The organism is Planococcus sp. SE5232, assembly GCF_050686535.1.
Classification (GTDB): domain Bacteria; phylum Bacillota; class Bacilli; order Bacillales_A; family Planococcaceae; genus Planococcus.
In genome coordinates this window covers 370,827-396,781 of the sequence record NZ_JBOGCP010000001.1, presented here as the reverse complement: position 1 = coordinate 396,781, position 25,955 = coordinate 370,827, and the positions used below count along the sequence as shown (strand labels likewise).

General features: G+C 44.5%; 25 protein-coding genes and 1 riboswitch. Of the genes, 4 read left to right on the top strand and 21 right to left on the bottom strand.

Annotated features, from left to right (window positions below; all coding sequences use genetic code 11):
- Both modB and modA read right to left on the bottom strand, forming a co-directional pair.
- Positions 1-684, bottom strand: a complete 684-nt coding sequence (gene modB, locus ACRC6Q_RS01845; RefSeq protein WP_223641317.1) for a molybdate ABC transporter permease subunit — start codon at positions 682-684, stop codon at positions 1-3.
- Complete coding sequence (gene modA / locus ACRC6Q_RS01840) at positions 681-1,454, bottom strand: molybdate ABC transporter substrate-binding protein (protein WP_431465669.1); 774 nt, start codon at positions 1,452-1,454, stop codon at positions 681-683. Before modA ends, modB begins: the two co-directional genes overlap by 4 nt.
- Positions 1,455-1,680: 226 nt before the next feature.
- Positions 1,681-1,792: riboswitch (SAM riboswitch) on the top strand.
- 81 nt (positions 1,793-1,873) lie between these two features.
- On the opposite strand from modA, the gene ACRC6Q_RS01835 reads away from it, so the two are divergent.
- Positions 1,874-2,536, top strand: a complete 663-nt coding sequence (locus ACRC6Q_RS01835) for a sulfite oxidase-like oxidoreductase (protein ID WP_431466314.1) — start codon at positions 1,874-1,876, stop codon at positions 2,534-2,536.
- A 209-nt stretch (positions 2,537-2,745) separates the two neighbouring features.
- Here the strand turns inward: ACRC6Q_RS01835 and ACRC6Q_RS01830 are convergent, their stop codons facing one another.
- The 11 genes from ACRC6Q_RS01830 to ACRC6Q_RS01780 all read right to left on the bottom strand — a co-directional run bounded on the left by ACRC6Q_RS01830 (position 2,746) and on the right by ACRC6Q_RS01780 (position 13,365).
- Positions 2,746-3,027: a hypothetical protein gene (locus tag ACRC6Q_RS01830; RefSeq protein ID WP_431465668.1), complete on the bottom strand. Its 282-nt coding sequence runs from the start codon at positions 3,025-3,027 to the stop codon at positions 2,746-2,748.
- A 611-nt stretch (positions 3,028-3,638) separates the two neighbouring features.
- Positions 3,639-3,887, bottom strand: coding sequence for a hypothetical protein (locus tag ACRC6Q_RS01825; protein WP_431465667.1), 249 nt, complete (start codon positions 3,885-3,887; stop codon positions 3,639-3,641).
- A gap of 353 nt (positions 3,888-4,240) precedes the next feature.
- A complete protein-coding gene (locus ACRC6Q_RS01820; protein WP_223636783.1) occupies positions 4,241-4,507 on the bottom strand; it encodes a phosphocarrier protein HPr in 267 nt (88 codons plus the stop codon).
- Positions 4,508-4,602: 95 nt separating this feature from the next.
- Complete coding sequence (gene manA / locus ACRC6Q_RS01815; RefSeq protein ID WP_431465666.1) at positions 4,603-5,556, bottom strand: mannose-6-phosphate isomerase, class I; 954 nt, start codon at positions 5,554-5,556, stop codon at positions 4,603-4,605.
- A 23-nt stretch (positions 5,557-5,579) separates the two neighbouring features.
- On the bottom strand, positions 5,580-6,488 hold the full coding sequence (locus tag ACRC6Q_RS01810; protein WP_431465665.1) for an ROK family protein: 909 nt from the start codon (positions 6,486-6,488) through the stop codon (positions 5,580-5,582).
- A 70-nt stretch (positions 6,489-6,558) separates the two neighbouring features.
- A complete protein-coding gene (locus ACRC6Q_RS01805) occupies positions 6,559-8,490 on the bottom strand; it encodes a BglG family transcription antiterminator (protein WP_431465664.1) in 1,932 nt (643 codons plus the stop codon).
- A 156-nt stretch (positions 8,491-8,646) separates the two neighbouring features.
- Complete coding sequence (locus tag ACRC6Q_RS01800) at positions 8,647-9,969, bottom strand: 6-phospho-beta-glucosidase (protein WP_431465663.1); 1,323 nt, start codon at positions 9,967-9,969, stop codon at positions 8,647-8,649.
- A gap of 18 nt (positions 9,970-9,987) precedes the next feature.
- Complete coding sequence (locus ACRC6Q_RS01795) at positions 9,988-11,379, bottom strand: glycoside hydrolase family 1 protein (protein WP_431465662.1); 1,392 nt, start codon at positions 11,377-11,379, stop codon at positions 9,988-9,990.
- Positions 11,380-11,399: 20 nt separating this feature from the next.
- A complete protein-coding gene (locus ACRC6Q_RS01790; protein ID WP_223636835.1) occupies positions 11,400-11,705 on the bottom strand; it encodes a PTS lactose/cellobiose transporter subunit IIA in 306 nt (101 codons plus the stop codon).
- A 43-nt stretch (positions 11,706-11,748) separates the two neighbouring features.
- Positions 11,749-13,035 carry a PTS cellobiose transporter subunit IIC gene (celB, locus tag ACRC6Q_RS01785; protein ID WP_431465661.1) on the bottom strand — a complete coding sequence of 429 codons (1,287 nt, stop codon included), beginning with the start codon at positions 13,033-13,035 and terminating at the stop codon, positions 11,749-11,751.
- Positions 13,036-13,053: 18 nt separating this feature from the next.
- Positions 13,054-13,365 carry a PTS sugar transporter subunit IIB gene (locus ACRC6Q_RS01780; protein ID WP_394121815.1) on the bottom strand — a complete coding sequence of 104 codons (312 nt, stop codon included), beginning with the start codon at positions 13,363-13,365 and terminating at the stop codon, positions 13,054-13,056.
- A 183-nt stretch (positions 13,366-13,548) separates the two neighbouring features.
- On the opposite strand from ACRC6Q_RS01780, the gene ACRC6Q_RS01775 reads away from it, so the two are divergent.
- Positions 13,549-14,487: a Gfo/Idh/MocA family protein gene (locus ACRC6Q_RS01775; RefSeq protein ID WP_431465660.1), complete on the top strand. Its 939-nt coding sequence runs from the start codon at positions 13,549-13,551 to the stop codon at positions 14,485-14,487.
- 92 nt (positions 14,488-14,579) lie between these two features.
- Positions 14,580-15,251, top strand: coding sequence for an HAD family hydrolase (locus ACRC6Q_RS01770; protein ID WP_431465659.1), 672 nt, complete (start codon positions 14,580-14,582; stop codon positions 15,249-15,251).
- 118 nt (positions 15,252-15,369) lie between these two features.
- On the opposite strand, the gene ACRC6Q_RS01765 is transcribed toward ACRC6Q_RS01770, so the two are convergent.
- From ACRC6Q_RS01765 to ACRC6Q_RS01740, 6 genes are all read right to left on the bottom strand, one after another.
- Complete coding sequence (locus ACRC6Q_RS01765; protein WP_431465658.1) at positions 15,370-16,860, bottom strand: aldehyde dehydrogenase family protein; 1,491 nt, start codon at positions 16,858-16,860, stop codon at positions 15,370-15,372.
- Positions 16,861-16,888: 28 nt separating this feature from the next.
- The gene (locus ACRC6Q_RS01760; protein WP_431465657.1) at positions 16,889-17,854 is read right to left on the bottom strand and encodes a PDR/VanB family oxidoreductase; all 966 of its coding nucleotides are present in this window, start codon (positions 17,852-17,854) and stop codon (positions 16,889-16,891) included.
- 5 nt (positions 17,855-17,859) lie between these two features.
- Positions 17,860-18,375, bottom strand: a complete 516-nt coding sequence (locus tag ACRC6Q_RS01755; protein WP_431465656.1) for a hypothetical protein — start codon at positions 18,373-18,375, stop codon at positions 17,860-17,862.
- Between the two features lie 13 nt (positions 18,376-18,388).
- On the bottom strand, positions 18,389-19,381 hold the full coding sequence (locus tag ACRC6Q_RS01750) for a heme-dependent oxidative N-demethylase family protein (RefSeq protein ID WP_431465655.1): 993 nt from the start codon (positions 19,379-19,381) through the stop codon (positions 18,389-18,391).
- Position 19,382: 1 nt separating this feature from the next.
- Positions 19,383-20,828, bottom strand: coding sequence for a purine-cytosine permease family protein (locus ACRC6Q_RS01745; RefSeq protein WP_431465654.1), 1,446 nt, complete (start codon positions 20,826-20,828; stop codon positions 19,383-19,385).
- Between the two features lie 70 nt (positions 20,829-20,898).
- Complete coding sequence (locus tag ACRC6Q_RS01740) at positions 20,899-21,102, bottom strand: hypothetical protein (protein WP_431465653.1); 204 nt, start codon at positions 21,100-21,102, stop codon at positions 20,899-20,901.
- Between the two features lie 170 nt (positions 21,103-21,272).
- On the opposite strand from ACRC6Q_RS01740, the gene ACRC6Q_RS01735 reads away from it, so the two are divergent.
- Positions 21,273-23,069 (top strand): sigma-54 interaction domain-containing protein, encoded by a 1,797-nt coding sequence (locus ACRC6Q_RS01735; protein WP_431465652.1) that lies wholly within the window; start codon positions 21,273-21,275, stop codon positions 23,067-23,069.
- A 109-nt stretch (positions 23,070-23,178) separates the two neighbouring features.
- Here the strand turns inward: ACRC6Q_RS01735 and rpoN are convergent, their stop codons facing one another.
- Entirely contained in the window at positions 23,179-24,576 is a 1,398-nt protein-coding gene (gene rpoN / locus ACRC6Q_RS01730; protein WP_431465651.1) for an RNA polymerase factor sigma-54, read from the bottom strand.
- A 245-nt stretch (positions 24,577-24,821) separates the two neighbouring features.
- The gene (gene ald, locus ACRC6Q_RS01725; RefSeq protein WP_431465650.1) at positions 24,822-25,955 is read right to left on the bottom strand and encodes an alanine dehydrogenase; all 1,134 of its coding nucleotides are present in this window, start codon (positions 25,953-25,955) and stop codon (positions 24,822-24,824) included.

Here is a 25,955-nt window from a genome sequence, read left to right as displayed (position 1 = left end):
TCACTCCCTGCCGATTCGTATTGCGTTTTTTTTGCGCCAGTAGTTGACCCAGGCGATGGCGGCGACTCCAAGCGAGGAAATGATCAGCACCCAAAACAGGGCTTTTTCCATATCGCCTGCTTCATAGGCGAAGTAAATCGCGAGCGGCACCGTTTCCGTAACGCCCGGGATGTAGCCGGCAATCATCAAAGTGGCCCCGAATTCACCGATACCCCGTGCAAACGCCAGGATTAATCCCGCCAGAATACCCGACCAGGCAAGTGGAAATGTGATGGTCCGGAAAATCCGCCATTCGGACACGCCCATCGTCCGCGCCACGTTTTCCCAACGCGGATCCACTTTTTCAAAAGCGGCCAGAACGCTTTGATACATCAGCGGCAAAGACACCACAAAAGACGCAATGGCTGCGCCGATCCAAGTAAAGACGACACGAAATCCAAACCACTGCTCCAAGAGGATGCCGAGTGGACCATTGACGCCGAATAAAACGATCAAGCCGAAGCCGATAACCGTCGGCGGCAAAACCAAAGGCAGCAGAATCAGGGCTTCCACGAAGCTTTTCCCAAAAAAATCACGCCTGTTCATCAAGCGGGCAAGCGCCAGGCTGGCCAGAAATACAAATAATGTGGAAATGACCGCGACTCTCAGCGATAACCAAAGTGGAGACAAATCATATGGCGTCATGGCGCTTTTCCATCTCCCGGCAAAAAGCCGTAGTCCTTAAAAATGGCCTGGCCTGTTGGACCCGTGACAAAATCCAGAAAAGCTGCAGCAGCCTGCTGATTCTCTGACGCGGTTACAACGGCTCCAGGGTAGACGACAGGATCTATCTGTCCGGGCAGCTCGAGCGTCGCTGTTATTTCCCGGGAAATAACGGCATCGGAAGAATAGATGATGCCAAGACCTGCATTCCCGCTTTCTACGTAAGTCACCACTTGCCTTGCGTCTTTGGAATAGATTAGACGCCCTTCAAGCGGCTGCCATAACCCTTGGCTTTCCAATGCCTGCCTTGTATACGCTCCAACCGGCACGCTGTCAGGCTCTCCAACGGCAATGGTTTCTTCTGCATCCATCACTACTTCCTCAAAATCCACCGATTCCGGGAACTCTTCCAAAGAAGCCAGAACCAGCCGATTTTCAGCAAATGGACTGATGCTTGCAGCGTCTATGAGCTGCTGCGATTCGAGCAGGTCCATATCCTTCATGCTGGCCGATAAAAACAAATCTGCAGGTGCCCCTTGCTCGATTTGGCTTCTCAGCTTGCTGGATGATCCGTAATTGAAGGATAAGTCAATATCCGGTTCCACCTGTTGAAATTCCTCTTCCATCTTTTTCATCACTTCCGTCAGGCTTGAGGCTGCCGAAACCAACAGCTCACTGTCGTTGCCAGCCGATGTATTGCTGCAGGCGCTCAGCAGGATGGCTATGCTTATAATAGTTATCATTTTTTTCATTAATAAAGACCCCTTATTCGTTTGAAATGCAGCTCACCGGTTCCGGTAAATTCTCCACGTACCTTCAGTATAACGCCAGCTGAAGAGAAGCTAAATAATTTTGCGAATAATCTTGTAAGAAACAGAGCATTTGAGTAAAATAAAGAGAAACTTCAATCAGTAAAGACTTTTTCACTCTTCACTGATGAAAGCTGAACAAATTCAACAAAAAATTAAATATGCTACATCCTTATCAAGAGAGGCAGAGGGAATGGCCCTACGACGCCCGGCAACCGCCAGTTAACGTAACTGGAATGGTGCCAAATCCAGCAGAAGCACGATGTTCTGAAAGATGAGGAAGAGAATTTCACGAGCAGATAACCACTCTTCCCTTTTTCAGCGGAAGATTTTTTTTATTTTAAGGAGTGATATCTATGAAGTTGAGCAAAGCCGAACGAATCAAAAAAACACGGGTACCCGTAGTGGATCCCGCACTGGCTGAACGCCTGCCACCTGGCCAAGTGCTGACCGAGCGCTTTCCGGTCCTGCACGAAGGCGAAGTGCCGGTCTATGATATGGCCACCTGGACCTTGAAGATCTTTGGCCAGGTCGACAAGGAAGTTACACTGCATTACGACGACTTATTGAAGTTGCCACAAACAACGATTACCCGCGACATCCACTGTGTCACACGCTGGTCCCGCTTCGATAATACATTTACAGGTGTCCGCTTTATCGATCTGATGAAAGAATTGGGCGTAACACCGAAAAGCGGTTATGTGATGCTTCATGGTGACAATGATTACACCACCAATCTTGCCCTGTCCGACCTCGACCGGGAAGATGTGCTGCTTGCCCATTCACTTGACGGCGAACCACTGACAGCCAAACACGGTTATCCGCTGCGCTTCGTGGTGCCTCATCTGTATTTCTGGAAAAGTGTCAAATGGGTCCGCGGCATCGAATTCATCGATGAAAACCAACCTGGCTTCTGGGAGCAGAACGGCTTCCACATGAACGGCGATCCGTTTCAGGAAGAGCGTTTTTCAGGTGAAGATCTGGAGATTCCAGAGGATGAATGGGAGAAAAAGGATTTTGACTGAGTCCAGTTATAGTCTTATGATTCCAGGACAACTGAACTGTCACTTTAAGAGATAATTTGCATCAACTTAAACTTTATTTTGCGTATTATTTTAAAGAACCCAGCAACCTTTTATGCGAAGGTTGTTGGGTTCTTTGAATTATATGTAGAATCTATTGCTGCTTCCGATAATCCCTCAGATGTAAACTCGTTATCTGTAAAATTCATAGCTTATTTCAAAAAATACAATAAGATGGACCCGAGAAAATTAGGCAAAGCTATCAGTAAGACAGTATTTGATAAGTTGAGTGTTTCATCTAATTTTATAATGGCCAAATTCCCGATAACAGGTGCATTAGAGCTAATGAAACCTGTTTTCAAAAAGCCCCCGATTAAGATGCCTACGAGCCCTAGTATTCCAGTCACATTCATAGCAAGTTCGATGTTATTTTGCACAACAAAGAAACTTACTATAAAAATAAAAATTAATAATCCTAAAGATAACCTTTTCATAATATTCTCCTCTTCATATAATTTGCCTGAAAAAATATACCGACCAACAGTTCTGATTTAGGATCTAGCTTATGAAATTTTCTAAAAGCAGAAATTTTTTTCAGAAGTCTCATTCCTAATGTACTAAATAAATACATTTAGTTCATCTTATTTTTTAAGTATTCCGATATCTATTAAAAACCATTATTTTTATTGAATTAATCTTTCTCAAGTATTCGCAAACGATAAATCTGAATATAACTTAATTCATATTAAGTTATATTCAGATCTAGTAATTTTATTAGACTCCCACAGAAGCTATAATGGCGATACTCCATGTAATGAACACAAATGATGTTGTGAGCCAAATTGTATTAACTATTGTTTTCTCATCCCTTTTTACCTTTTTGATTATGGCCACAAGGTTAAGGCAAAAAATAATACTCAAAACTGGGATGAGGTATATACCGATGAATAGAAAAGCACTTTCCATATAATTCACCCCTCAATTTTTTCACTTACTGCACTTTTGTTACATTCAAATACTTAATATTCTTGATACATTACACTCTTCAAATGCTTTGAATTTTAAGTTGTGTAAAGGTAGTTTTTGATTTGTTTCATCTGAGTTTTTAAGGCTCACTTATTCCCATTGCAAATAAAAGTAGAAAGGCGAATATCAATGCAATAAAATTCACTCCACTACCTAAAACCATCCATAACAATTGTTTAGATAATGCTGCAAATAACAGACCAATAACCGAAAGAGTACTTAATACTATTATAGTTAAATAAATATCTCCATCTGGTCCTCTCATTGTAAAGAATGCAACGAGACTAACAACAAACATCAGTAGAGATAACAAACCAAATTTGTTCATTTTATTCCCCCTCCAATTTATTTTTATAAGTCTACTCTACATAAATCATTAATCCAGTTTCTAATATATCACACCAAAATACCCCAATATATTCTGCTTTTTTTATTCTGTATTAAAACCAAAACCGCTTGTAAACCTATCAAGTCATTTTACAAATGTTCGCGAATTTACATACATATTTACGAACAGCTTTCAGGTAAGTGAAGGAAAAAATAAAAAACTTTAGATCCCTCTTCCCGCCTGCTGTCTCAGAAAAACAACCTCATTCAAAAAAACGAACGGAGAAAAGGAATTCTTTTTCTCCGTTCGTTTATATGCAGAACTTGTTGGAGCACCTATTTTTTAAAAATATGTCACTCAGCCAATCCCTCTTTATGCATGATTTTCTCAATTTCTTTGATGGCGTCTTCTTCATCGGATCCTTCAATGTTCACTTTAAACTCGGTGCCATAAGCAATGCCCAATGACATCACGCCTAAAATGGACTTTAGATTCACTTTTTTCTCCTGATGGACAATGTTCACTTCTGACTCGAATTTGTTTGCCAAGTTCACCAAAATCGCTGCCGGACGTGCATGAATCCCCGCTTCGTCTGTGATTGTAAATTGCTTTTCAACCATTATGATCCAACTCCTCTATCCCTTAGTTTATCTTTAACTGAATATGCCTTAAAAATAATTGTTCTATTTTGGGGACACATGCCTGCGCAGCTTCGTCATTCGTGAGTGACCAAAAGCTCCAGTTTTCCTGAGATTCCATATGTTTCAACCGTAGATGGCAAAATAAAATGACTGCCTTTTTCCACCGGAAAAGACTGTCCGTTAACAGAGATTTCTCCCGCGCCGGCAATGACGCTGATCAACAGATAATTCCTTTTCAAAGGGGTTTTCACTTCCCCGTTAATTTGCCAATGGTAAACCGTAAAATAGGATTCTTTTATTAATTGCATACTCGCGAGATCGCCATCATTTACTGCAGTCTTAGGGGGCTGGACTGGGTGATGAGGAAAGTTGATGACGTCGATCGCTGATTGGATTTGAAGTTCGCGTGTCTTTCCTTCGTCTGTAATCCGGTTATAATCGTATACGCGATAGGTGATGTCCGAGCTCTGCTGGATCTCCACTATCATGATTCCTTTTCCGATGGCATGAACCGTTCCGCTCGGAATATAGAAGAAATCACCTTTTTTGACGGGCAGCGGAAGCAGCAGCTCGTCCCATTGTTCTGCGTCCACCCGTCTCTTGAAGTCTTCCTGGCTCTCTGCCCGGTGCCCCAGAATAATTTGGCTGTCCGGTTCGCAATCCAACACATACCAGCATTCCGCTTTTCCAAAAGGCATATTTTCCATTTTCCGCGCGTAAGCGGCATCCGGATGGACCTGAACAGACAGGCTTTCATTGGCATCCAGGATTTTCACCAGCAGCGGGAACTCCCCGCTGCCTTGTTCTTTTCCGAATAATAAAGGATTGTCATTCCAGGCTTCCAGCAGATTCTTTCCCTTCAACAGCCCATTCGCAATTGTAGATGGTCCATTTTTATGAGCTGATATCACCCATGCTTCCCCTGTTTTATCTGATGGAATATCATAGCCGAAGAAAGTGTGAAGCTTCTGGCCGCCCCAAATTCGATCCTGAAAGAATGGTTCCAAAAAAATAGGTTCTTCGTACATAGTGAAGTTCCTCCGATTCCTGGTTACTTAAAGCAAAGAGCTGCTGCACCAATGACTCCGGCTTGTTGGCCAAGCTTTGCCGCCACAACTTCCGTTTTTCTGCCTGTCGGATTCAAGGCATAGCGCTGGACATACTGTCGGATCGAATCGAACATCGGCTCTCCGAATTCAGAAACTCCGCCACCAATAACGAGCTTTTCAGGGTCGAAGGTATTGATCATATTGACAGCAGTCACACCAAGCACCTTAAAGACTTCTTGCATGTATTCGATTATCTGGGAATTCCCTTCCTGATAAAGGTGAAAAACCTCTTTTGCCGTTACCTTTTCACCGAGGATTTCTGAAGCTCTTTTCGCAATGGCGGTTCCTGACGCAATGGATTCAAGACAGCCCGACTGTCCGCAGGCACATTTTCCGTAAGAAGGATCGATGACGGTATGTCCGATATCTCCCGCATTTCCCTTCAAACCTTTAAGCAGCTGTCCTTCAGCAATGATGCCAGCCCCTATCCCGGTACTGACTGTGATGTAGATGAAGTTTTCATTTTCTGTCGCGGCTCCGATCCATTTTTCGGCAAGCGCCGCTGCATTTGCATCATTTTCCAGAAGAATCGGGACAGGAAAGGACCGCCCGATCAATTCCCGGATTGGGATATCCACCCATGTCTGCAAATTTGGCGGGCAGGAGATGAGCCCGTTCCTGCTGTCTAACGGACCCGGTGCCCCTATGCCGATTCCCATCAGCTGAGCCATCAAGACACCTGACTTTTCGATTATCCGCCTGATTTCCTGTTGAATTTCAACAATCATGGCTTCAGGCGGAATTTGGAGGTTTGTCGGAATGACCGATTGGCAGATGATCGTTCCCTGCTCATCCACTGCCGCAACAGCTACTTTTGTTCCGCCGATATCCACACCAATGGCATAGTTCATCTTTTCACTCCTTTACCTGAAAGATCAGCAACTTGAACAGATAATAGTTAGAAATGTTGGTCAAGCTCCCCTACAATGCAATCACTTTCATAAAATCCTCGTAGGTTTTGGCTTTAATCAACCGTTCAACAATTGCGCTGTCATGAATGATTCTGCCGAGCAGGTCATACATGACCTGCAGATCTTCCTGGCTGTCTTTCATGACATTCAGCAGACAAACAAACTGGACCGGCTTATCTTTCCAAATGATCGGTTTCTTCAGCGTGCATACTGTTAAAAAAGTCGTTTCGGAATGCGGTGTGATGGGATGAGGAATAGCAACAAAGTTCCCGAAGGAGGTCGGCGCCACTTTTTCCCTTTCGAATACCGCCTGAAGACAGCCTTCATCCACCAGCCCTTGTTCCATCAATTTTTCATGCAGAAATTCCAAAGTTTGTTCTTTCGTACCCAGCTCTTGCCCCAAGAACACCCGGTCTTTTTTAAAATAAAAAGAGATGTCTTGTTGTTCCTTAAGGATATACTTTTCGATTTTCCGTATATCCGACTCGCCCAAAATTGCATTGACCACAATGACCGGAACAGCCAACTCTTCCTGGATTGGAATGGAACTGATAATGAAATCGATCCCCTCCAATCCACATTGCCCCAGCTTGTAGTATTCGGTTGTGCCGACCACTTCCAGGCTTTCGCCGAATTGGGATTTTAATTTGTAATAGATCAATTGAGCGGTCCCCAATCCCGATGCACAGACGATCAGGCATTTTTTCGGGACCACTTCGGATTTTCTCCGCTCAATCGCAGCGGCTAAATGAAGCGCCAGGTAACCGATTTCGTTTTCATCAATGACGGCTCCAATCGCTTCATTGATGGTTATTCCAGCTATGATTCCGGCTTCAAACGCAACGGGATAGTTTGCTTTGATATCCTGAAGCATCGGATTCCGGATGTTCATGCCGTATCGATAACGATTTACGGCCGGCTTTAAATGCAGGCTCAAAGCGATGATCAATTCCTGATCTTCCTGTATGCCTAAATTCAGTTTTGACTCGATTCTGCCCAATGCTTTCATGACCAAGTCAGTGATCTCTTTCTGGATCACCTGTTGGACCGCCTTTTCCCCAGCAGCTGGGTGAGCGGCAATTTTGGTGCCCAACAAATGCATAGCAATGTAAGCCACCTCTTCCAAAGGAAAATGCACAGCAAACTTCTCTTGCACTTTCTTGACGATTTTCTGGGCTACTTTGTATTCCTTTTGCTCCAGTATTTCATCAATATCCGCAGAGTGTAACGTAACGTTATAGCCTTCTTTTATTCTTTTATAGGCGATAGCCAGATGGATCACGAGGTTATTGATGGCAATGTCCGATACAAGCACTCCATTCTCTTCAATCTGCTCCATGACAATCGCCAGAATGGAATCCAATTCCTCCTGTGACAAGGAAGAGAAATGAGGCTTGAACAATTCGTTTACCAGCTCTTCCCGGATGAATATATATTCCGCCATACAAAAACGGCGCTTCAATTCATCGGCATTGACAGACAATCCATAATTTGGACGCGATTCCAGACGGATATCATAGACTGCCAGCATTTTTTTCACATGGCCTAAATCGTTCTGAAGGGTCGACTTGCTTATATACAGTTCATCAGCCAGCTCCTCAAGCTTGATATACCCATCGCTTAGTAGAAAACGTTTGATCAAATAAGCGATCCGCTCTTCGGGCATTTTTGGAATAATGGTTTCGAGTTCCGTATCTTCCATCGCCAGCATTTTTAAATAGTCCCGGAAAAGCTGCTCTTCCATAATTCCCAATTTATAGCCCTGCCCCATAATCGAATCGATATAGGCGCCATGTTCAATCAGCAGCGAATCCAGTACTTTGACGTCTTCACGGATTGTCCGCGAAGAAACCTGATTGAGCATCGCCAGGTATTTACCAGTAATCGGCGTTTCCGCCGCCATCAATTCACGAAAAATAGTTTTCATTCTTGAGGTCAACATATCGCCACTTCTCCTTACGCTGCTTTGTAGAGCATTATGACCTAGTTCTTTAAGTCTATTATAATTGAATTCGGAATATTTAATCTGTTTAAATTCAAATTTGAGCTATAGACCGCTTAAATACAGAATCCGCTTGAAATAGAGAAGCCCTTTAGATCAGCTGATATAGGATTTTTCGAATTGCGGCAGGTGTTCTTTATGGGCTTCCAGCATTTCGTCCAGAATTTTCTTCGCTAAGCTGTCGGATGGCACGAGAGGATTGATCGTCATCGCCAGCAACGCGGTAGGATAATCTCCGGTCACCGCCGCTTCTGCAGCCAGGCGCTCAAATGATTTGATTTGCTGGACCAGGCCGCTGACTGCAACCGGCATGTCGCCCATAGCGATCGGCTTCGGTCCCTCATTCGTGATGATGCAGCTGACTTCAACTGCCGAATCCGCCGGAAGGCTGGAAATCGCTCCATTATTCCGGACATTGACCACTTGGATATCCTGTTTGTTGTTATAGATGGAGTTGATGAGGTTGCAGGCCGCATCGCTGTAAAATGCACCGCCCCGTTCTTCCAATTGTTTCGGTTTGACCGCCAGATTTTCATCGCTGTATAAAGTGAATAATTCTTTTTCCAGTTTCTGCACCACTTCAGCACGCGTCCCTTTTTCCTGCAGGTCCCGTTGTTCCTGGGCAAGCATTTTCTCCGTCTGGTAGTAATAACGGTGGTACGGACACGGCAGCAGGTTCAAAGCTTTGATGAAATCCTTTTCCCAACCAACATCGACAATATTTTTCATGGTCATCGACGGCCCGCTTGCCAGTTTATCCAGCACCTCGCCCATGACCGCTTTGCCGTCCAAATAGACTTCCAAGCCATACACCATGTGGTTCAAGCCAGCAAAGTCGATGTGGATACGGTTCTTTTCGACTCCGAGCATCTCTGCCACCGCCATATGCATCCCGATCGGCACATTGCACAGGCCGATGGTTTTCGTAATGCCGCTGTAGCGAAGGATGGCTTCTGTGACCATTCCGGCTGGATTCGAAAAATTGATGAACCAGGCGTCCGGACACAGTTCTTCGATATCCCGGCAAATCTCCAAAATGACCGGAATCGTACGCAGCCCCTTCAACAGGCCGCCCGGACCATTAGTTTCCTGTCCGATTACACCGTATTTCAATGGAATCCGCTCGTCTTTGGCACGCGCTTCCAAGTGGCCGACACGGATTTGCGTCGTGACGAAATCCGCTCCCGGCAGAGCCTCCCGGCGATCCAGCGTAGTGCGGATCTCAATCGGAACCCCTGCCTTCTCCACCATACGCCTGGCAAGAGCCGACACGATTTCGAGCTTCTCCCGTCCTTCCGGAATATCGACAAGCCACAGTTCCCGGACCGGCAATTCGGGGTAGCGGTTAATAAACCCTTCAACCAATTCAGGCGTATAGCTCGAGCCACCGCCAATCGTCACTATTTTGATGCCCTCCATGTATTCACTCCTCCCAAACTAGTTAAAGCCGTTCTGTTCAGAAACCTTTTTGATCCAATGGGCGCTTTTTTTCGGTGTCCTTTTCTTTGTTTCGGTATCGACGGAAAAGAAGCCGTAGCGATTTTTATAGGCGTTCATCCACGACCAATTGTCCATGAACGACCATAAATGATAGCCTTTGACATTGCAGCCTTCTTCAATGGCTTTATGCAGCCACTTTAAGTGTCCGCTGATAAATTCAATCCGGTAATCGTCCTGTATCTCCCCGTGTTCCATGAACCGGGATTCGTCCTGGACACCCATGCCATTTTCAGCGATATACGATTGGATGTTGCCGTAGTTGTCCCGTAGATTGACCATAATGTCATAGATCCCTTTTTCATAGATTTCCCAGCCGCGATAAGGATTCATCTTTCTGCCCGGCAGTTCATAGTTATCAAAATACCAGTCCGGCATGAACGGCCCATGTGGATTCGGCAGATGCTCTTTCGCCTTCACCCGCCTCGGCTGATAGTAATTGACGCCCAGAATATCGACGATTCCCGCTTCCAATAAAGCCTGATCGCCTTTTTCGGTATGCGGCAGCTGCCCATGCCCACTCAGCAGTTCCACCAATTCCTCTGGATACTTTCCTAACACCGCCGGATCCAGGAAGCTGCGGTTAAAAAACAGATCAGCGGCATTGGAAGCTTTCAAGTCGGCTGGATGCTGGCTTCTCGGATAGGAAGGTGTCAGGTTCAAAATAATGCCGATCTGCCCCTCTGTAATTCCAGTTGTCCGAAATGTCCTGACCGCTTTTGCATGGGCTATCATCGTATGATAAGCCACTTGCACAGCACGTCTCGCATCCACTACGTTCGGATAGTGGAAATCGTAAAGGTACCCACCTTCGACCGGCACAATCGGCTCATTGAACGTAAACCATTTTTTCACCCGGCCACCGAATAACCGGAAGCATTGTTCAGCAAACGCTGCATACGCCTCCACGACCGACCGGTTCTCCCAGCCGCCTTCCTGCTGCAGTTCAAGTGGCATGTCAAAATGGTAAAGCGTGATGAAAGGTTCGATGTCCTGCGCCCTCAATTCATCGATGACATTGTTGTAGAAAGTCACCGCTTCCGGATTGACTTGCCCGCGTCCTCCCGGAATCAGCCGGGACCAGGAAATGGACAGCCGGAACGTATTATGGCCAATCTCTTTCATCAACCCGATGTCTTCTTTATATAGATGATAAAAATCAGAGGTGGATTCGGGACCCACTTCTTCAAAAAAACGATTGGGCTCGTTTCGATGCCAGTGGTCCCAGATATTCGGGCCTTTTCCGCCTTCTTCTGATGCGCCTTCTATCTGCGTCGCAGATGTCGCGCTTCCCCACCAAAATCCTTCTGGAAACTTATACTGTACAGCCATTCAACAACCTCCATTTGGTTCTATTTATTGCGATAGATCTCAACGATTTCGACAGCCAAGTCTCTGACTGTCATTGAAGTCATCAAATGATCTTGTGAATGGATCAGCATTACCGTAATGGTATTTTCTTCTCCGCTGGCTTCTTTCTGCAATAATTGCGTCTGGTAAGCATGGGCTTTCCCCATTTCCTCCCCCGCCACGGTCAAAAGCCTATCCGCTTCCTCGAAATCATTGGCTTTTGCAGCTTGTATCGCTTCCATGGCACTGGATTTTCCATTGCCAGCATTCAGGATTATTTGAAAAGCAATTTCTGTGATTGTGTCCATCTGCATTTGCGGTCACCTCTACTAGTAGTTTTCAGGAAAATGATCAAGCTTCTTCCCGTTCAGTATCATAATAATTTTTGTCCAGAATCCGCAGGAACGGCCACCAGATCACCATGACGACCAGCATGTTAACTGCCTGAAGCACACCGCCCTGCCACGCATTTCCTGTTGCCAGGAAGCCATTGAGGATAGGAGGTGTCGTCCATGGCACGATAATTCCTGCCGGTCTTGGCACCAACCCTGCGGCCATCGAGTAATACGTGATGACTGTTACTGCAACCGGTGCCAGCATCCACGGGATGATGATCAACGGATTCATGATGATCGGCAAACCGAAGATGATCGGTTCGTTGACATTGAAAACGCCAGCCGGAGCCCCCAGCTTTCCTAATTCCTTGAGCTGTCTGCTTTTACCGATGGCAAAAATCAACACAATGACCGCAAGCGTCATTCCCGTCCCCCCCATTCCAACAAGGAATGAATCGATGAATTGCTTGGTCACAATGTTCGGAAGGGCTTCTCCAGCTTGGAAAGCCACCAGGTTCTGGTCATTAAGAGTAAACCAGATCGGATCGAATACTGAGTTGATGATGATTTGCCCATGCAAGCCGAAGAACCAGAAGACCTGCGTCAGCAGGACGATGATGATTGTTGCCGGCAAACCGCTACCGAGAATCGTCAACGGCTGTTGGATAATCGTGAAGATGAAGTTTTGCATGGTTTCAAATGTTGTAAAGCTGAACAACACGCGGATGAGCAAAAAGACGGACAGTGTTAAGGTGATCGGGATCAACGCACTGAACGATTTCGATACGGCTGCCGGCACACCCGCCGGCATCTTGATGGTCCAGCCACGCTCGATGAAAAAGCGATTAAGTTCCGCAGAAAGAAATGCAGTGAAAATTCCAAGGAACATCCCTTGTGCCCCAAGAGCTGAAGTTGGAATTACGCCTGGTACATCTTCCAAAACCTGCGGCGTCAAAATCAAGAAAGCCGCCAAAGCGACAACTCCGCCATAAATGGCGTCCTGTCCATAATGGGCGGTCAGTTTATAGCCGATGCCGATGATGACAAACAGCCCCATGATGCTGAGCGTCGCAGCGGACGCAGGCCCTAGGGCACTTTGATAGGCCGCAAAAGCTTCCGGGCTGATGACACGATCAAGGAACGGGAAATTGGCGATGACTACAAAGATGGAACCGAAAATAATCAAAGGCAAGGCGACCATGAATCCGTCCCGCAAGGCAGTCAAGTACCGATTGTTGTTCAGTGCATCCGCAAGTGGCAGTAAAAAACTTTCCAAAAACGACATAAACTTATTGTTCTCCATTTTCTTTCCTCCACTCCGTTAATGGGTTTCGATCAATTCCATCGCTCTGTTCAATACTGCTTCGCCGTCCAGTCTGCCATAGGCCATCGAATCGATGACCTCCAGCGGGATACCGACTTCTTCCGCCACTTTCGCGAATTTCTTCTTCATAAACCTCATTTGTGGACCGATCAACAGGACATCCGCCTTTTCCATATCCTTGGGTGCTTTGTCCTGTGAGACTGCCCAGATGGTTACATCAATCCCTCTGCTCTTCGCCGCTTCTTCCATTTTGGTGACCAATAGGCTGGTGGACATCCCCGCTGAACAAGCCAATAATATGTTCTTCATCTTTTTACCCCTCCCGAACTAATTTTCTGAAATATTCGACTACACCTTCAGTCTAATTTGAAACCGCTTACAACTCTACCCATTAATTTTCCGCTTCATAGAGGAAAAGAGTAACCCCTCCTTTTTTGGGAATCTGCGTTAGAATAGAAGATAAGCACATCAGTTACACTAGGAGGAATCGCAATGAGATTTGGCATCATCGGAACAAATTGGATCACTGACCGGTTTATTAAAGCGGCAAAGCAACATCCTGAATTCATCATCGGGGCCATCTATTCCCGTAAGACGGAAACCGGCCGCGCATTTGCAGAAAAGCATGAAGCCGAAAATGTCTATACGGATATGAAAGCCATGTTCAGCAGCGGGGAAATCGATGCGGTGTATATCGCATCCCCCAATGCCTTTCATGCAGAGCAAAGCATCCTGGCTATAGAGCATGGCATCCATGTCCTGTGTGAAAAGCCTGCAGTGACATCAGTCGAGGAAATGGACCGCGTCATTGCAGCTTCGCATACGCACGGGACCACTTTTATGGAAGCTATGAAATCCACGGTGACCCCCTCTTTCCTGAATTTGAAGGGGAATTTGGACAAGATCGGACCGATCCGCCGTTTCGTCTTCCATTACAACCAATATTCTTCACGCTACGACAATTACAAAAATGGCGTCATTGAAAATGCCTTCAAGCCGGAACTCGGCAACGGCGCTAAAATGGACCTGGGCGTCTACGGCATCGCACCCGTCATCCATTTGGCAGGTGCACCAAAGTCGGCCCTGAGGAACGATTATCTACTATCGACAGGCGCAGATGGACAAGGCAGCATGATCCTGATTTACGAAGGCATGGAAGCGGTCATCATGTATTCGAAGATTTCGGATTCCTTTATGCCGAGTGAAATCCAGGGTGAGAATGGCCTGATCGAGATCGACCGGATCAGCGACCCGAAACGCATCACCGTTAAATACAGAGATGGCGAAACTGAAGATTTATCGATAGCGCATGAATTCGATACCATGTATTATGAGTTGGCGGAGTTCATCGAATGCGTGAAAAATGGACAGCTGGAATCAGCCGTCAATACACACGCCATTTCACGCGAAGTGACGAAACTGCTGGTGTGAAGCGATTGACTTAAGAAAACTTGTCCAAAATGGCTTGAAAGATTAAACTCCATAGTTCATCTGATCCAATTCATCAGCAAAGGAAGTGCCTTATGATCAAAGGAATTATATTCGATTTTGACGGTTTGATTTTTGATACGGAAACGCATCAGTATCGCATTCTTCAAGAAATGTTCAGCGAATACGGAAGTGAACTTCCGCTTGCGCTGTGGCAAAATGAAGTCGGCACAGACAGCGGCTTCTCGCCGTTCCATTACATGGAGCAGCAGATCGGCAAACAAGTGGAACATGCGCTCCTTGAGCGACAGTATGAAGAGAAGTTCCTCTCAACTCTGGCCCAGGAGAAAGCCCGGGACGGAGTAGAGGATTACCTCAAGATGGCGCAGGAGTTGGACCTGAAAATCGGTTTGGCATCCAGCTCCAGCTACCGCTGGGTTTCGGGCCACCTGAAAAACCTCGAGCTGTTCGATTATTTTCAGTGCATCCGCACTTCGGACCATGTGGAAAAAGTGAAACCCGATCCTGCTTTGTATATCCAGGCGGCCCAGTGCCTTGATCTCCATCCAGAAAACTGCCTGGTATTTGAGGATTCCGCACATGGTGCAACCGCAGCGAAAAGCGCTGGCATGGGTTGTGTCATCGTACCGAACACAATCACCAGTACGATGGATTTCTGCCAAGTCGAGCACCGGCTGGATTCGATGGCGGATATGCCTTTGACGGAGCTTCTTGACTATGTAACTGCATTAAAAGTAGAGCGTTAAAACAAAAAAGATGGCTCTGGTTGAATACCAGAAGCCATCTTTTTGCTTATGATTATTTACTACGGACACTTTCTAAGTGTCCGTAGTATTTTTGTGCCGATCAAATTGATGTTATTGTTCAGCTCGGAAACCAACCAATTGGCTCCACATTTAATCTGGTGTTGATTTGTTTAGTCTCTTGGAAATCTTCCATTCCGTATTTCCCTAAACTTCTTCCGATACCACTTTGTTTATATCCACCCCAAGGAGCTTCTACATAAGTCGGATGGTAATCGTTGATCCAAGTGATGCCCGCTCGGATTTTCTTAATAACCCGTAAAGCTTTTGCTCCGTCATTGGAGAATACACCACCCGCAAGACCATAATCCGTATCATTGGCCAATTGAATCGCTTCTTCTTCTGTCCGGAATTTCTGGATTGTGACCACAGGCCCAAAGATTTCTTCACGAACTATGCGCATGTCATTTGTAACGTCTGTAAATACCGTCGGCTTGATGAAAAATCCTTTATCCAAACCATTTTCGGTTAAACGATAACCGCCAGCCGCCAATGTCGCGCCTTCCGCTTTCCCTATTTCGATGTAGTTTAAAATGCTGTTCATTTGCGCTTCACTTACAATTGCGCCTACGTCAATGCCCTCTTCCAATCCAGGACCGACTTTGATTTTATTGGCCCGTTCTACATAGCGTTTAACGTACTCATCGTAAATGCTTTCTTCCACTAAAATCCGGCTGCCGGATGAACATACTTGTCCTGCCCCGAAGAAGATTCCAAAAAGCCCGTAATCCACAGCTGTTTCAAAGTCAGCATCTGCAAAGACGATGTTCGGAGATTTACCGCCCAATTCGAGCGAAATCTTCTTGAGGTTCCCTGCAGACGCACGCATAATTTCACGGCCAACTTCTGTACTTCCAGTGAATGAAACCACATCCACATCCATACTTTCTGCAATTGTCTGACCGATGATGGAACCGCGGCCCAAGACCATATTGGCAACCCCTTTAGGAACTCCGACTTCTTCCATAATTTCAAACAGCTTCATTGCTGTGACAGGCGTCACTTCTGCCGGTTTATAAACAATGGAGTTGCCGGCTGCCAGTGCAGGTGCAATTTTCCAAACACTCATTAAAAGAGGGAAGTTCCACGGAACGATCAAGCCTGCCACCCCTACTGGCTCTTTAACCACCATTGCCTGCACATTATCAGGCACTTGATAAGTTTCCCCTTCAGGATGCATAATCATACCCGCGTAATAACGGAAGCATGTCGCGGCATCAGCGATGTCAAACCCGGCTTCTTCTTTGCGTTTGCCGTTATCCATTGTTTCCAACACCGTTAACTCTTCTGCACGCTCATCGATCTTGTCAGCAATCGCGTTCAATATAGCCGCTCGCTCATGGGTTGTTTTGCCTGCCCAAATTCCACTTTCAAATGAGTCACGCGCAGCCTGAATCGCCTCTTCTGTTTCTTCCTTACTCGAGCGCGGCGCATGTGCAATCACTTCCTGATTTGCAGGATTGATAATCGCACAAGTTTCTCCAGATCCCGCTAATCGCCATTCACCATTAATATAGTTTTTCAGTTCCAATACGCTTGTCAATACTGTCATTTTGTTTTCCCCCTTATTTTCTTTACGATTAAATTTTGATAGCAATTCGTTCATTTTTGGCGCGTGAACAGCAGGCCAAAATAGAATTTCGGCTTTGGCGGTCGTCTTCCGTCAAAAAGATATCGCGGTGAAGAACTTCGCCTTCTGAGACTTCCAATTCACAGCTGCCGCAGCCACCTATCTTGCATGCATACGGCGCTTCAATTCCTGCCTTTAACAACGCATCCAATAATGTTTCATTCTCACCTACATGCAGCGTTATCTCACTATCGATCAGATCAACAATGAATGGATTTTGGGGTCCATTATCTCGGCCGCTTGAGAATAGCTCAAAATGAATGGCTTTTGCCGGATATCCGTAAGACGCAGCTGCATCCCGGTACTCTTTTACCATGCTTACCGGTCCGCAGAAATAGACATGGGTGCCGATGCGGTGATCCAGCATGGAAGCCGGTGACATCTTTTGCGGTTTATCGCTTCGGGAAAAGTGGAAATGGCAACGGTCCCCATATTCTTCTTTTAGTTGTTCATAGAATGCACATTGCTCCGCTGTACGGGCAGTATAATGAAGTTCGAAAGTCTGCCACTCCTCCAAGTCTTGCGCCATTGTCAAAAATGGGGTGATCCCTATGCCTGCCGCATAAAAAACGTGGTGCTTCGCTTGATAACTTAAAGCAAAATGATTTCTTGGAAAGCTGATTTCGAGCGCCGTACCGACTTCAACTTCTTCATGCCAAAAAAGAGAGCCACCGGTGGAATAATCATCTTTCCTGATTGCTATTTCATAAAAGTTCCGCTCCTGCGGTGGACTCACAAGAGAATAGGCCCGCTCTAAAACTCCTTCTTCTTTTTGTAAAAATGTTTTTATATGAGCTCCTCCCGCAAATGCCGGCAATAATAAATTATCAGTAGGAGCGAACCGGAATCGTTTCACGAACTCTGTTTCTTGTATGATTTGAACAACTTCCACTTGAATATTTCCTGCGACTCTCATCTTTCTCAACTCCCCACTGTTTGTCGTTGTTCGACAGGTATAAATGGATAGCCAATGTAGCCTTTTCTTACTTTCGAAAAGAATGGCCCTACTTCCAAGTGAGCACTGCACTGGCATTGCACCGCTGATGCATCGCCTGCAATTTCAGAAGTACTGAAGCATTTCATGCAATAAACAAACCGCTTTTTTGGGCCTATTATAAATGTTTGAATTTCCTCTTCTGATGCACCTTCTTCAACAGTAAGCGAAAATAGACGGTAAGCCGTATCCCATTGAGCGACGATACATAATTGAGTACCCATTTTTTGAGAAGCTATAAATTCACTGACCTTCTGATCGGGAGTGTCCTCTGAAACCAGCAGCGACTCTGCCGGAATGGTATTCGCTGTCTCTAATATGCCTTCCGCCTGCTCTCTGCCAGTTTCGTCGAACAATACAGCAATCTTTGTTCGCCCTTGCAGAAGGGAAAAATTATCGGCTAATGTAGGGGATTGATCGAATAATACCGGACGGCTGTACATAGAATCCTCTCCTTTACGCTTCGCTTTCTTTACTTGCTTTTATTTTTTCATCTTCTCTTCGCAAATATTCAACTGTTTGCGGCAAATAAGGCGCAATCCCTTTGTACTCTGCCATCGGTTCCGGAATATCCTGCAAAACGCTGTATGTTAAATCAAACCATTCCTGGCGTAATTTCAAATCCTCCATCGGAAGGAATTGTGTATTCAAAACAAATAAAATGGCATTGCTTCTTGGCATACGGTAAAACTTCTGCTCTTCTACACGAAGGCGGACAAGTTCACCGGCATTTTCAGCGGTGATCAAACTTCTCTCCGGTTCCCAAACATCCATCGTTTCGTAGTTGACGTCCCAACGGTTCGCCATCAAATTCCAATTGATGCGTGTCCAAGGTTCTCCAGCTTCAATCGAGTGCAAGAATTGCCGAACCCGATCGGCCAACTGGTCTCCTTTTCGTGATACGAAAGGAACAGGACCATGAATTTCATTGAAAGACATGCCCTTGTTCCAATGGGCTGAAAACAAGGCTGCATAGGAAACCTGTCCAACTTCCAAATAATAATTGTCGTCACGCTGTACCATCATGACAAAATCATTATGGAAATGGCGTCCGATATAATCCAGGGGTTCAAGTTCCAATGTGCTGGAGTCACCAAATACAAATGACTCTTCTTCTGCTAATATATTGTTTTTAAACGTCCAATTTCGACCGTCTTTCTTAACTTCAAAATGCTCTGGATAACGGCTGACTGCCATATCTACCAACATTTCAAGCACTTCCCACTGCATTTCATGCGTGTGTGGGAATGATTGGAAACGGACATCGTGCTGTTCATCCAACAAACGTCTTTTAGCTCGAATCATTAACTCATACTCCGGCGTTATCTCCACGCAGTTTATATTTTGCAATTTTTTCAAGTCATTGGAATAGCGGTAATTCCCTGAAGTAAAAGGAAACGGAAATGTCGTTAAATCGGTCGTTTTGAAATCCATGCTTTGTGTGAACATATTAAATTTCCCCTTTCGAAATTAAGGTGGTTGCCGGTTCTTTGTGCTCTTGAACAATACGGCTGCCGGCCTGATCGACTTCATATTTAAAAATATATTTAGCTGATACATAATAAGATATCAATGCTGCAAAGTAGGTCGGGATGCCTGCCGACATGTATAGAAACAGATTGCTCGAGTTGAACGTCAGCGGATTATACAATCCCCAGTAAACCAAGATACTGACTCCTATTGCGACAAGGGCAGATGGGTTTACTCCCTTCCAATACGTATATGCGCCCTGTGTATCGTAGAGATGTCTCAGAGAGATCTTTTGTTTTTTAACAAAAAAGTAATCTGCGATAATAATTCCGCCAAGGCTTGCCATAATAAACGAAACAACAGCAATGAAAGACCCAAAAGCGTTGTAGAATGTAGCACTTAACAACAGCAAAACCGCGGGAATCGTCGTCCCCATTGAAAATAACCAGGTTCTTTTCGGGAATAAGGTTTTAAAGCTGACTGCTTGTGAATACATAAGGAAAATCGCTGCCCCTAAGTTGGCCACTGTAAGCAACAGCAAGCCAATAAGTCCGCCGTATGTCCCTGCAATAGCCATCATCCAACTTGCAGGAGCCAATGAACCAGCAATTAATGTCGCAAGCGCTCCAACGATCGCCGCTAAAGCAACGATAACGCCGTAACTGTAGAATCCGGCTTTGAATGCGCTGCTTTCTTTTTTAGCAAGCCTGCTGTACTGCCCCAGATAAGGCAGCCATGAAAATCCTAATCCGATGTTAATCTCAAGAGCGATTGCCAGTGAGCGAGAGTTTGTTTCAAACGGTTCTGCCGGAAGCAAAGAAGATAATGCCGGAATATGTTGCCCAAACACAATAATTCCTAAAAGCCCCACTAAAAAAATAATGAAAGCCGGAACCGCAAAAAGATTAAATTTACGGATGGCTGCAGGCCCGCGCACTGTCACGAGAAAAGCAAGCGCGAACAAGAATATTGCAAAAAACGGTGTTCCTGTTCCCGAGCTAGTAAAAAGAGCAGGCAAGCCAAGCCATACAGCTACTTCTACTAAAGCTTCCCCAGCCATGAACAAAGCAATTGCTATGTAGCCAAGTGTTAAAGCCAAAAAGACGAAGAAAAAAGCTTGAGCTCCTTTATATCCTAGAGAACTGCGAAAGCCGATGAATGTATCAATGCCATACCTGGCAAAGAATAAGATGATCGGAGCGATTAAAAACATGGGAAACGCATTTCCGAAGAGTACGGCTGCCAAGGATTCTGATGAACCAAGCATGCTCCCTGTATAAGCGCCAGTCAGAAGTCCAAAAGCTGATAACCCGATAACTACTTGCACGAGTATTAAATCCCAGAAATTGAAGATCCGCCCTTTTTTGTCGGTGGGCAAAAATCCGAAAGCAACGTCATTAGTTACAGCCGATGTTTGTTTTGGCATTGAATTCACTCCTTTATCAGTTGTCATTTTCTAGTATTGGTAAAATACTTTTTGCGTGGTATTCTAAGCTTTATATGACTGTAGCGACAAAAAAGATGACGATCAGGCTCATTACCGTCAATACACCAATGGTATCTTTCCAATGGATCTGTTCAGTTCTGTCATTTTCGCTATGTTCATAATCTTGGATTCTTTTTTCTAAGTCTTCATACATGCCTCGGATAAATGGGTCGTCAGATTGAAGATTTTGCTCGTATTTACTCAGTTCGTTCATTGGTACCCCTCCATTTTTCGAAATTTTCAAACGTATTATAGATTATATAGCAAGAAGCGTGCCAACTATGAAAGCGCTTTAAATAACTGTTTTCATACTGGGTTCTATGTGATGGAATTCAAAAATGAAATTATTATTCAATTCTGAAATATAGAATGGGAGCAATGCATATGGAATGGAAATCTATTTTACTTCGCCTTTATGATTACTTGATTGTGACCACTGATGAGGGTATCGTCTGTTCCACGGATGGAAATGATGACCCTTTGTTCGCGAATATATCCAGATATAAGAATATAGAAGAGCTGGAAACCAAATTATTTACCGAAGGAATCTACTCTCAATTAAATAAAGATTTTAAAAAACAAGTTTATCGGCAGACCACCTGGATGGGGATTGATGTTCTGACAACTGTTTTTAAAGAAAAAAAACATTTTTACTTTGCCTACACCCACCTCATTCCCCCTTATATAGAAGCAGAAAATCATGAGCGCACTGATTTTGAATCCTCCTCCTTTATCGTCAACAGCCAACCCATGGAAGAAGTTGCTTCTAAATTAAAAAAAGTAGCAGCAGTTGGAGTGACCGTTCTGCTGCTCGGGGAATCAGGAGTCGGCAAAGAAATGGCGGCGAAAACAATTCATCAAATAGGCAGCCGCTCTGACAAACCATTCGTTTCCATTAACTGCGGAGCTATCCCTGAGAACTTGTTGGAAAGTGAATTATTCGGATTTGTCGACGGAGCCTTTACGGGAGCCAAAAAAGGCGGAGTCGAAGGGAAATTTCGCCAAGCCCATACAGGAATCTTATTCCTGGATGAAGTTGCTGAACTGCCTCTGGCGCTCCAGGTCAAGATTTTGAGGGCGCTCGAAGAACGAGTAATTACGCCTATCGGCAGCAGCAAGTCCTATCCAGTGGATATACAAGTCGTTGCAGCTACCAATAAACCCCTTGAAGAAGCTGTAGCAAAAGGGGAATTTCGGGCAGATCTGTATTACCGATTAAATGTAGTGCCGATAATGATTCCGCCTTTACGTGACCGGGTCGAAGAAATTCCTTCTCTTGTCCAGCACTTCATCCAAAAATTTAACGTCCGTTATCATAAACAAATCAGTTTTTCTCCAGATGCATTGGATTATCTATGCTTGCAGCCGTGGCACGGGAATATTCGAGAATTGGAAAATACAGTGGACCGTCTGATGGTTCTTTCCAATACATCCATTATTAGCAGTTCATTGATAGAACAGATCATCCCTCCAAAAATTCCATCCCGGGTATCCAGTCCCATGATCAACCAATTGATGCCGTTGCAAGAAGCCGTAGAAATGGTGGAAGAGGAATTAATCACAATGGCAATGGAACAATATAAATCCGTAAAATTGGCTTCAAATATCCTTGGAATCAGTCAACCAACGATGAGCAGAAAATATAAGAAAATTAGGGATATGCAAAAGAACGGAAACAGCCAGCTCAGTAAGCGCCGGATTTTAGAAGAACAGTTAAACAAACATTTACGATCCATCACCATCGTCACAGCAGTGGCCATTTCTCCTGAAGAAGTGAGAAACGCCGTAAAAGACACAAGCAATGCTGCGTTGCGAGCTCCTCTTTCCCAAAAGTTCACTGCTATCCACCAGCAAGAAGGCGGAATCAAATGGGTATTTGTTTTTCAGATGCAAGCCGATGGAAAAGTTATGCACGTTGCCGCTTCGGATGATTTCGTTATTAACCCTGGCGAAGAATATATCGGACCGCCTGAAGTGATGAAAGTTATCTACGAAGCCTTCAAAGGAAAGAGTGGCGTTACGCCTTTATACGAAGATGAATACGGGATTTGGAAGAGCAGCATCGCCCCCCTTTATGATGAAAATGGCCATATAATAGCCATCATCGGTTTTGATTATAGTGAAGAATATGTCAACAGTGAATTGCAGCGGCTCAGTAAGCAATTGAATATCACCCTTTGAACCCTCAGCTAAAACAAAAGCATTCTAAAAAAGAAGGTAAAAGACTGATGGATTCCCACCCATCAATCTTTCGCCTTCTTTTGGTTTGGATCTATCCAAACCATCAGATTCAACTGTAACGGACTCTTTTCGCTGAGTTGCTGATCAATAATTCTTCCCTGTATTTCGCTACGGTTCTTCTGGATATTTGAATGTTCTCTTTTTGCAGCAGAGCTACAAGATTTTGGTCAGAATAGGGCTTTTTGCGATCTTCTGACTGAATGATTTCTTTTATCTTTGTTTTAATCTGAGCTGTGGATTCCATTTCGCCTTCCTTATTCACTAAACCTTTGGCGAAAAGTGTTTGGATGCTAAAAATTCCACATGGCGTTTGAATATATTTGTTTTTGACCGCTCTGCTGATAGTGGATTCATGTACTTCAAGCAGCTCTGCTGCATCTTTTAACCGCATCGGTTTAAGACCCGCTTTTCCTTTTTCGAAAAAGCTAGATTGCACTTCTACGAGCAATTTTGCTAGTCGATATAAGGTTTTATCCCTTTGTTCCAAGCCTTGAATTAGTATACTGGCATCTTTTAAATTTGCTTTTAAGTACTCCTTTGTTTGAATATCACACTCTTTTATCATTTGCGAGTAATGGTCACTGATGGACACAGACGGAATATGACGTCTGTTGATGCTGACAATCCATTCCCCCTCAACTTCATTGACGATGATATCCGGAATGATGTATTCAACTGCCTCATGGACCAGCTCCTGCAACGGTTTCGGTTTAAGGGATCTGATGTAATCTACAGCATTCTGGATTTCCGTTTTAGATTCTCCGCAAGCGCCCGCTATTTTTTTCAAAGCACCTTCTGCCAATTCATTTAAATATTGGTCAACGATTCGATAAGGCAAACTGGTTGCTGAATGGGTCTGTACAATCTGAATCAACAAGCATTCCTTCAGGTTTCTGGCGCCAATCCCGGCTGGCTCGAAGGTTTGTAGCAACTGCAGCACATTTTCTGCCGACTCCATCTCGACTCCGAAAATTTCCGCTGCATCTTCTATAAAAATATCCAAGTAGCCGGATTCATTTAAATTATTGATGTAATAGAGCAGCACCTTTTTTTCGGTACAGCTCAAATAAGTATTGAAAGGGATTTGTTCAATCAAATATGTTTCGATATCATTAATCTCAGGATTCAATGGTCTCTTTGCATCTAAATAATCTTCGGTTTTTCCTTTAGTTGAATTGCTTGAAGCCGGCTGATTCTTTAGTAAAACCATCTTTTCAATCTTTTTGAAGTCGACTTGGTAATCTTGATACTCAATATTCAATAAAGGATTTTCTGACACTTTTTCAGCTAAACAGGCTTGTAATTCCACTGCTGACATCTGTAAAACTTGCAGCGATTGCTGCATTTCCTGTGTCATTTTTAAGGCTAGGTTTTGTTTGAGATTCACTTCTAGTTGCAATGTCATCAACTCCTTATAAAATATTGTTAATTTTATAATAATATACATCAGCAACTTTTACTTAAATTTATTAAATATATGTTTTAAAATCATCTTATAATATTTCAAACAAGGAGAAAAAGCATAGGCTATTATTTTTTCATCGTCCATCTAATGAAAAATATCTGTTTTTTTTTTGCATTTTCAATGCCAAAACAGACAATCCAAAAGGAATTGTCTGTTTTCTATTTATTCGGATTAACTTATAACTCCAACCCAGCCAATAAAAACGGATTTACAGAATCAAACCCATATTAAACTGCTGCTACAGTCTCATTCAGATTTCTCTCCACTTCAGTGTACGGATAATTATGTGCTTCAGCTACCGCCTTATAAGTGACTTTGCCATCAACCACATTGACTCCTTTTGCAATTGCCTTATTATCCAATGCCGCTTGTCTATAGCCTTTATTGGCTATCTGCACTCCGTACGGAATTGTTGCATTCGTCAAAGCTAAGGTGGAGGTACGAGCTACCGCCCCTGGCATATTAGCTACAGAATAATGTACTACATCGTGTTTAACGTATGTTGGATTGCTGTGCGTCGTTATATGATCAACCGTCTCAATAGAACCGCCCTGATCGATTGCAACATCCACAATAACAGCTCCTGGTTGCATAGTTTTGACCATTTCCTCGGTAACGAGCATTGGCGCACGAGCACCCGGAATTAGAACTGCTCCCACCAATAAATCGGCTTCTTGCACAGCGGTGGCAATATTTAAGCTGTTTGAAGCCAAGGTTTTCAATCTCCCATCAAATTGGTCATCGAGTTGGCGAAGGCGATCCATGTTGACATCAAGAATCGTCACATTAGCCCCTAGTCCAATAGCCATTTTCGCAGCATTAGTTCCAACGATGCCACCACCGATGATGACCACCTTACCAGGAGCCACACCCGGAACTCCGCCTAAAAGAACGCCTCTTCCTCCTTTTGGATTTTCAAGGAACTGGGCACCGATTTGAATGGACATCCGCCCGGCAACTTCGCTCATCGGCGTTAGAAGTGGAAGTGTTCCATTATCAAGTTGAATCGTTTCATATGCGATGGCCGTTACTTTTTTATCAACAAGAGCTTTTGTCAATTCCGGTTCCGGGGCTAAGTGCAAATACGTATAGAGAATCTGCCCTTCACGGAAATTCTGGTATTCCTCTGCCAATGGCTCTTTTACTTTGATCACCATTCCTGCTGACCATGCTTCTTTTGCTGTGCTGACAATTTCAGCACCGGCGTTTTGATATTCTTCATCTGTAAAGCCACTGCCCGCTCCTGCATTGGTTTGAATCCAGACCTCGTGACCATTATTTTTAAATGCTGTTACTCCTGCAGGTGTTATCCCTACACGATTTTCATTGTTTTTAATTTCTTTCGGCACACCAATAATCAT

Bases quoted from the DNA above. Each gene is read 5' to 3' on its own strand.
- ACRC6Q_RS01765 (WP_431465658.1), bottom strand. From the start codon at position 16,860: ATGACAGTATTGACAAGCGTATTGGAACTGAAAAACTATATTAATGGT.
- manA (WP_431465666.1), bottom strand. From the start codon at position 5,556: ATGTACGAAGAACCTATTTTTTTGGAACCATTCTTTCAGGATCGAATT.
- ACRC6Q_RS01770 (WP_431465659.1), top strand. From the start codon at position 14,580: ATGATCAAAGGAATTATATTCGATTTTGACGGTTTGATTTTTGATACG.
- rpoN (WP_431465651.1), bottom strand. From the start codon at position 24,576: ATGTATATTATTATAAAATTAACAATATTTTATAAGGAGTTGATGACA.
- ACRC6Q_RS01750 (WP_431465655.1), bottom strand. From the start codon at position 19,381: ATGTTCACACAAAGCATGGATTTCAAAACGACCGATTTAACGACATTT.
- ACRC6Q_RS01830 (WP_431465668.1), bottom strand. From the start codon at position 3,027: ATGAAAAGGTTATCTTTAGGATTATTAATTTTTATTTTTATAGTAAGT.
- ACRC6Q_RS01790 (WP_223636835.1), bottom strand. From the start codon at position 11,705: ATGGACACAATCACAGAAATTGCTTTTCAAATAATCCTGAATGCTGGC.
- ACRC6Q_RS01780 (WP_394121815.1), bottom strand. From the start codon at position 13,365: ATGAAGAACATATTATTGGCTTGTTCAGCGGGGATGTCCACCAGCCTA.
- ACRC6Q_RS01735 (WP_431465652.1), top strand. From the start codon at position 21,273: ATGGAATGGAAATCTATTTTACTTCGCCTTTATGATTACTTGATTGTG.
- celB (WP_431465661.1), bottom strand. From the start codon at position 13,035: ATGGAGAACAATAAGTTTATGTCGTTTTTGGAAAGTTTTTTACTGCCA.
- ACRC6Q_RS01825 (WP_431465667.1), bottom strand. From the start codon at position 3,887: ATGAACAAATTTGGTTTGTTATCTCTACTGATGTTTGTTGTTAGTCTC.
- ACRC6Q_RS01810 (WP_431465665.1), bottom strand. From the start codon at position 6,488: ATGAACTATGCCATTGGTGTGGATATCGGCGGAACAAAAGTAGCTGTT.
- ACRC6Q_RS01820 (WP_223636783.1), bottom strand. From the start codon at position 4,507: ATGGTTGAAAAGCAATTTACAATCACAGACGAAGCGGGGATTCATGCA.
- ACRC6Q_RS01800 (WP_431465663.1), bottom strand. From the start codon at position 9,969: ATGGAGGGCATCAAAATAGTGACGATTGGCGGTGGCTCGAGCTATACG.
- ACRC6Q_RS01795 (WP_431465662.1), bottom strand. From the start codon at position 11,379: ATGGCTGTACAGTATAAGTTTCCAGAAGGATTTTGGTGGGGAAGCGCG.
- ACRC6Q_RS01805 (WP_431465664.1), bottom strand. From the start codon at position 8,490: ATGTTGACCTCAAGAATGAAAACTATTTTTCGTGAATTGATGGCGGCG.
- ACRC6Q_RS01755 (WP_431465656.1), bottom strand. From the start codon at position 18,375: ATGTACAGCCGTCCGGTATTATTCGATCAATCCCCTACATTAGCCGAT.
- ald (WP_431465650.1), bottom strand. From the start codon at position 25,955: ATGATTATTGGTGTGCCGAAAGAAATTAAAAACAATGAAAATCGTGTA.
- ACRC6Q_RS01740 (WP_431465653.1), bottom strand. From the start codon at position 21,102: ATGAACGAACTGAGTAAATACGAGCAAAATCTTCAATCTGACGACCCA.
- modA (WP_431465669.1), bottom strand. From the start codon at position 1,454: ATGAAAAAAATGATAACTATTATAAGCATAGCCATCCTGCTGAGCGCC.
- modB (WP_223641317.1), bottom strand. From the start codon at position 684: ATGACGCCATATGATTTGTCTCCACTTTGGTTATCGCTGAGAGTCGCG.
- ACRC6Q_RS01745 (WP_431465654.1), bottom strand. From the start codon at position 20,828: ATGCCAAAACAAACATCGGCTGTAACTAATGACGTTGCTTTCGGATTT.
- ACRC6Q_RS01775 (WP_431465660.1), top strand. From the start codon at position 13,549: ATGAGATTTGGCATCATCGGAACAAATTGGATCACTGACCGGTTTATT.
- ACRC6Q_RS01760 (WP_431465657.1), bottom strand. From the start codon at position 17,854: ATGAGAGTCGCAGGAAATATTCAAGTGGAAGTTGTTCAAATCATACAA.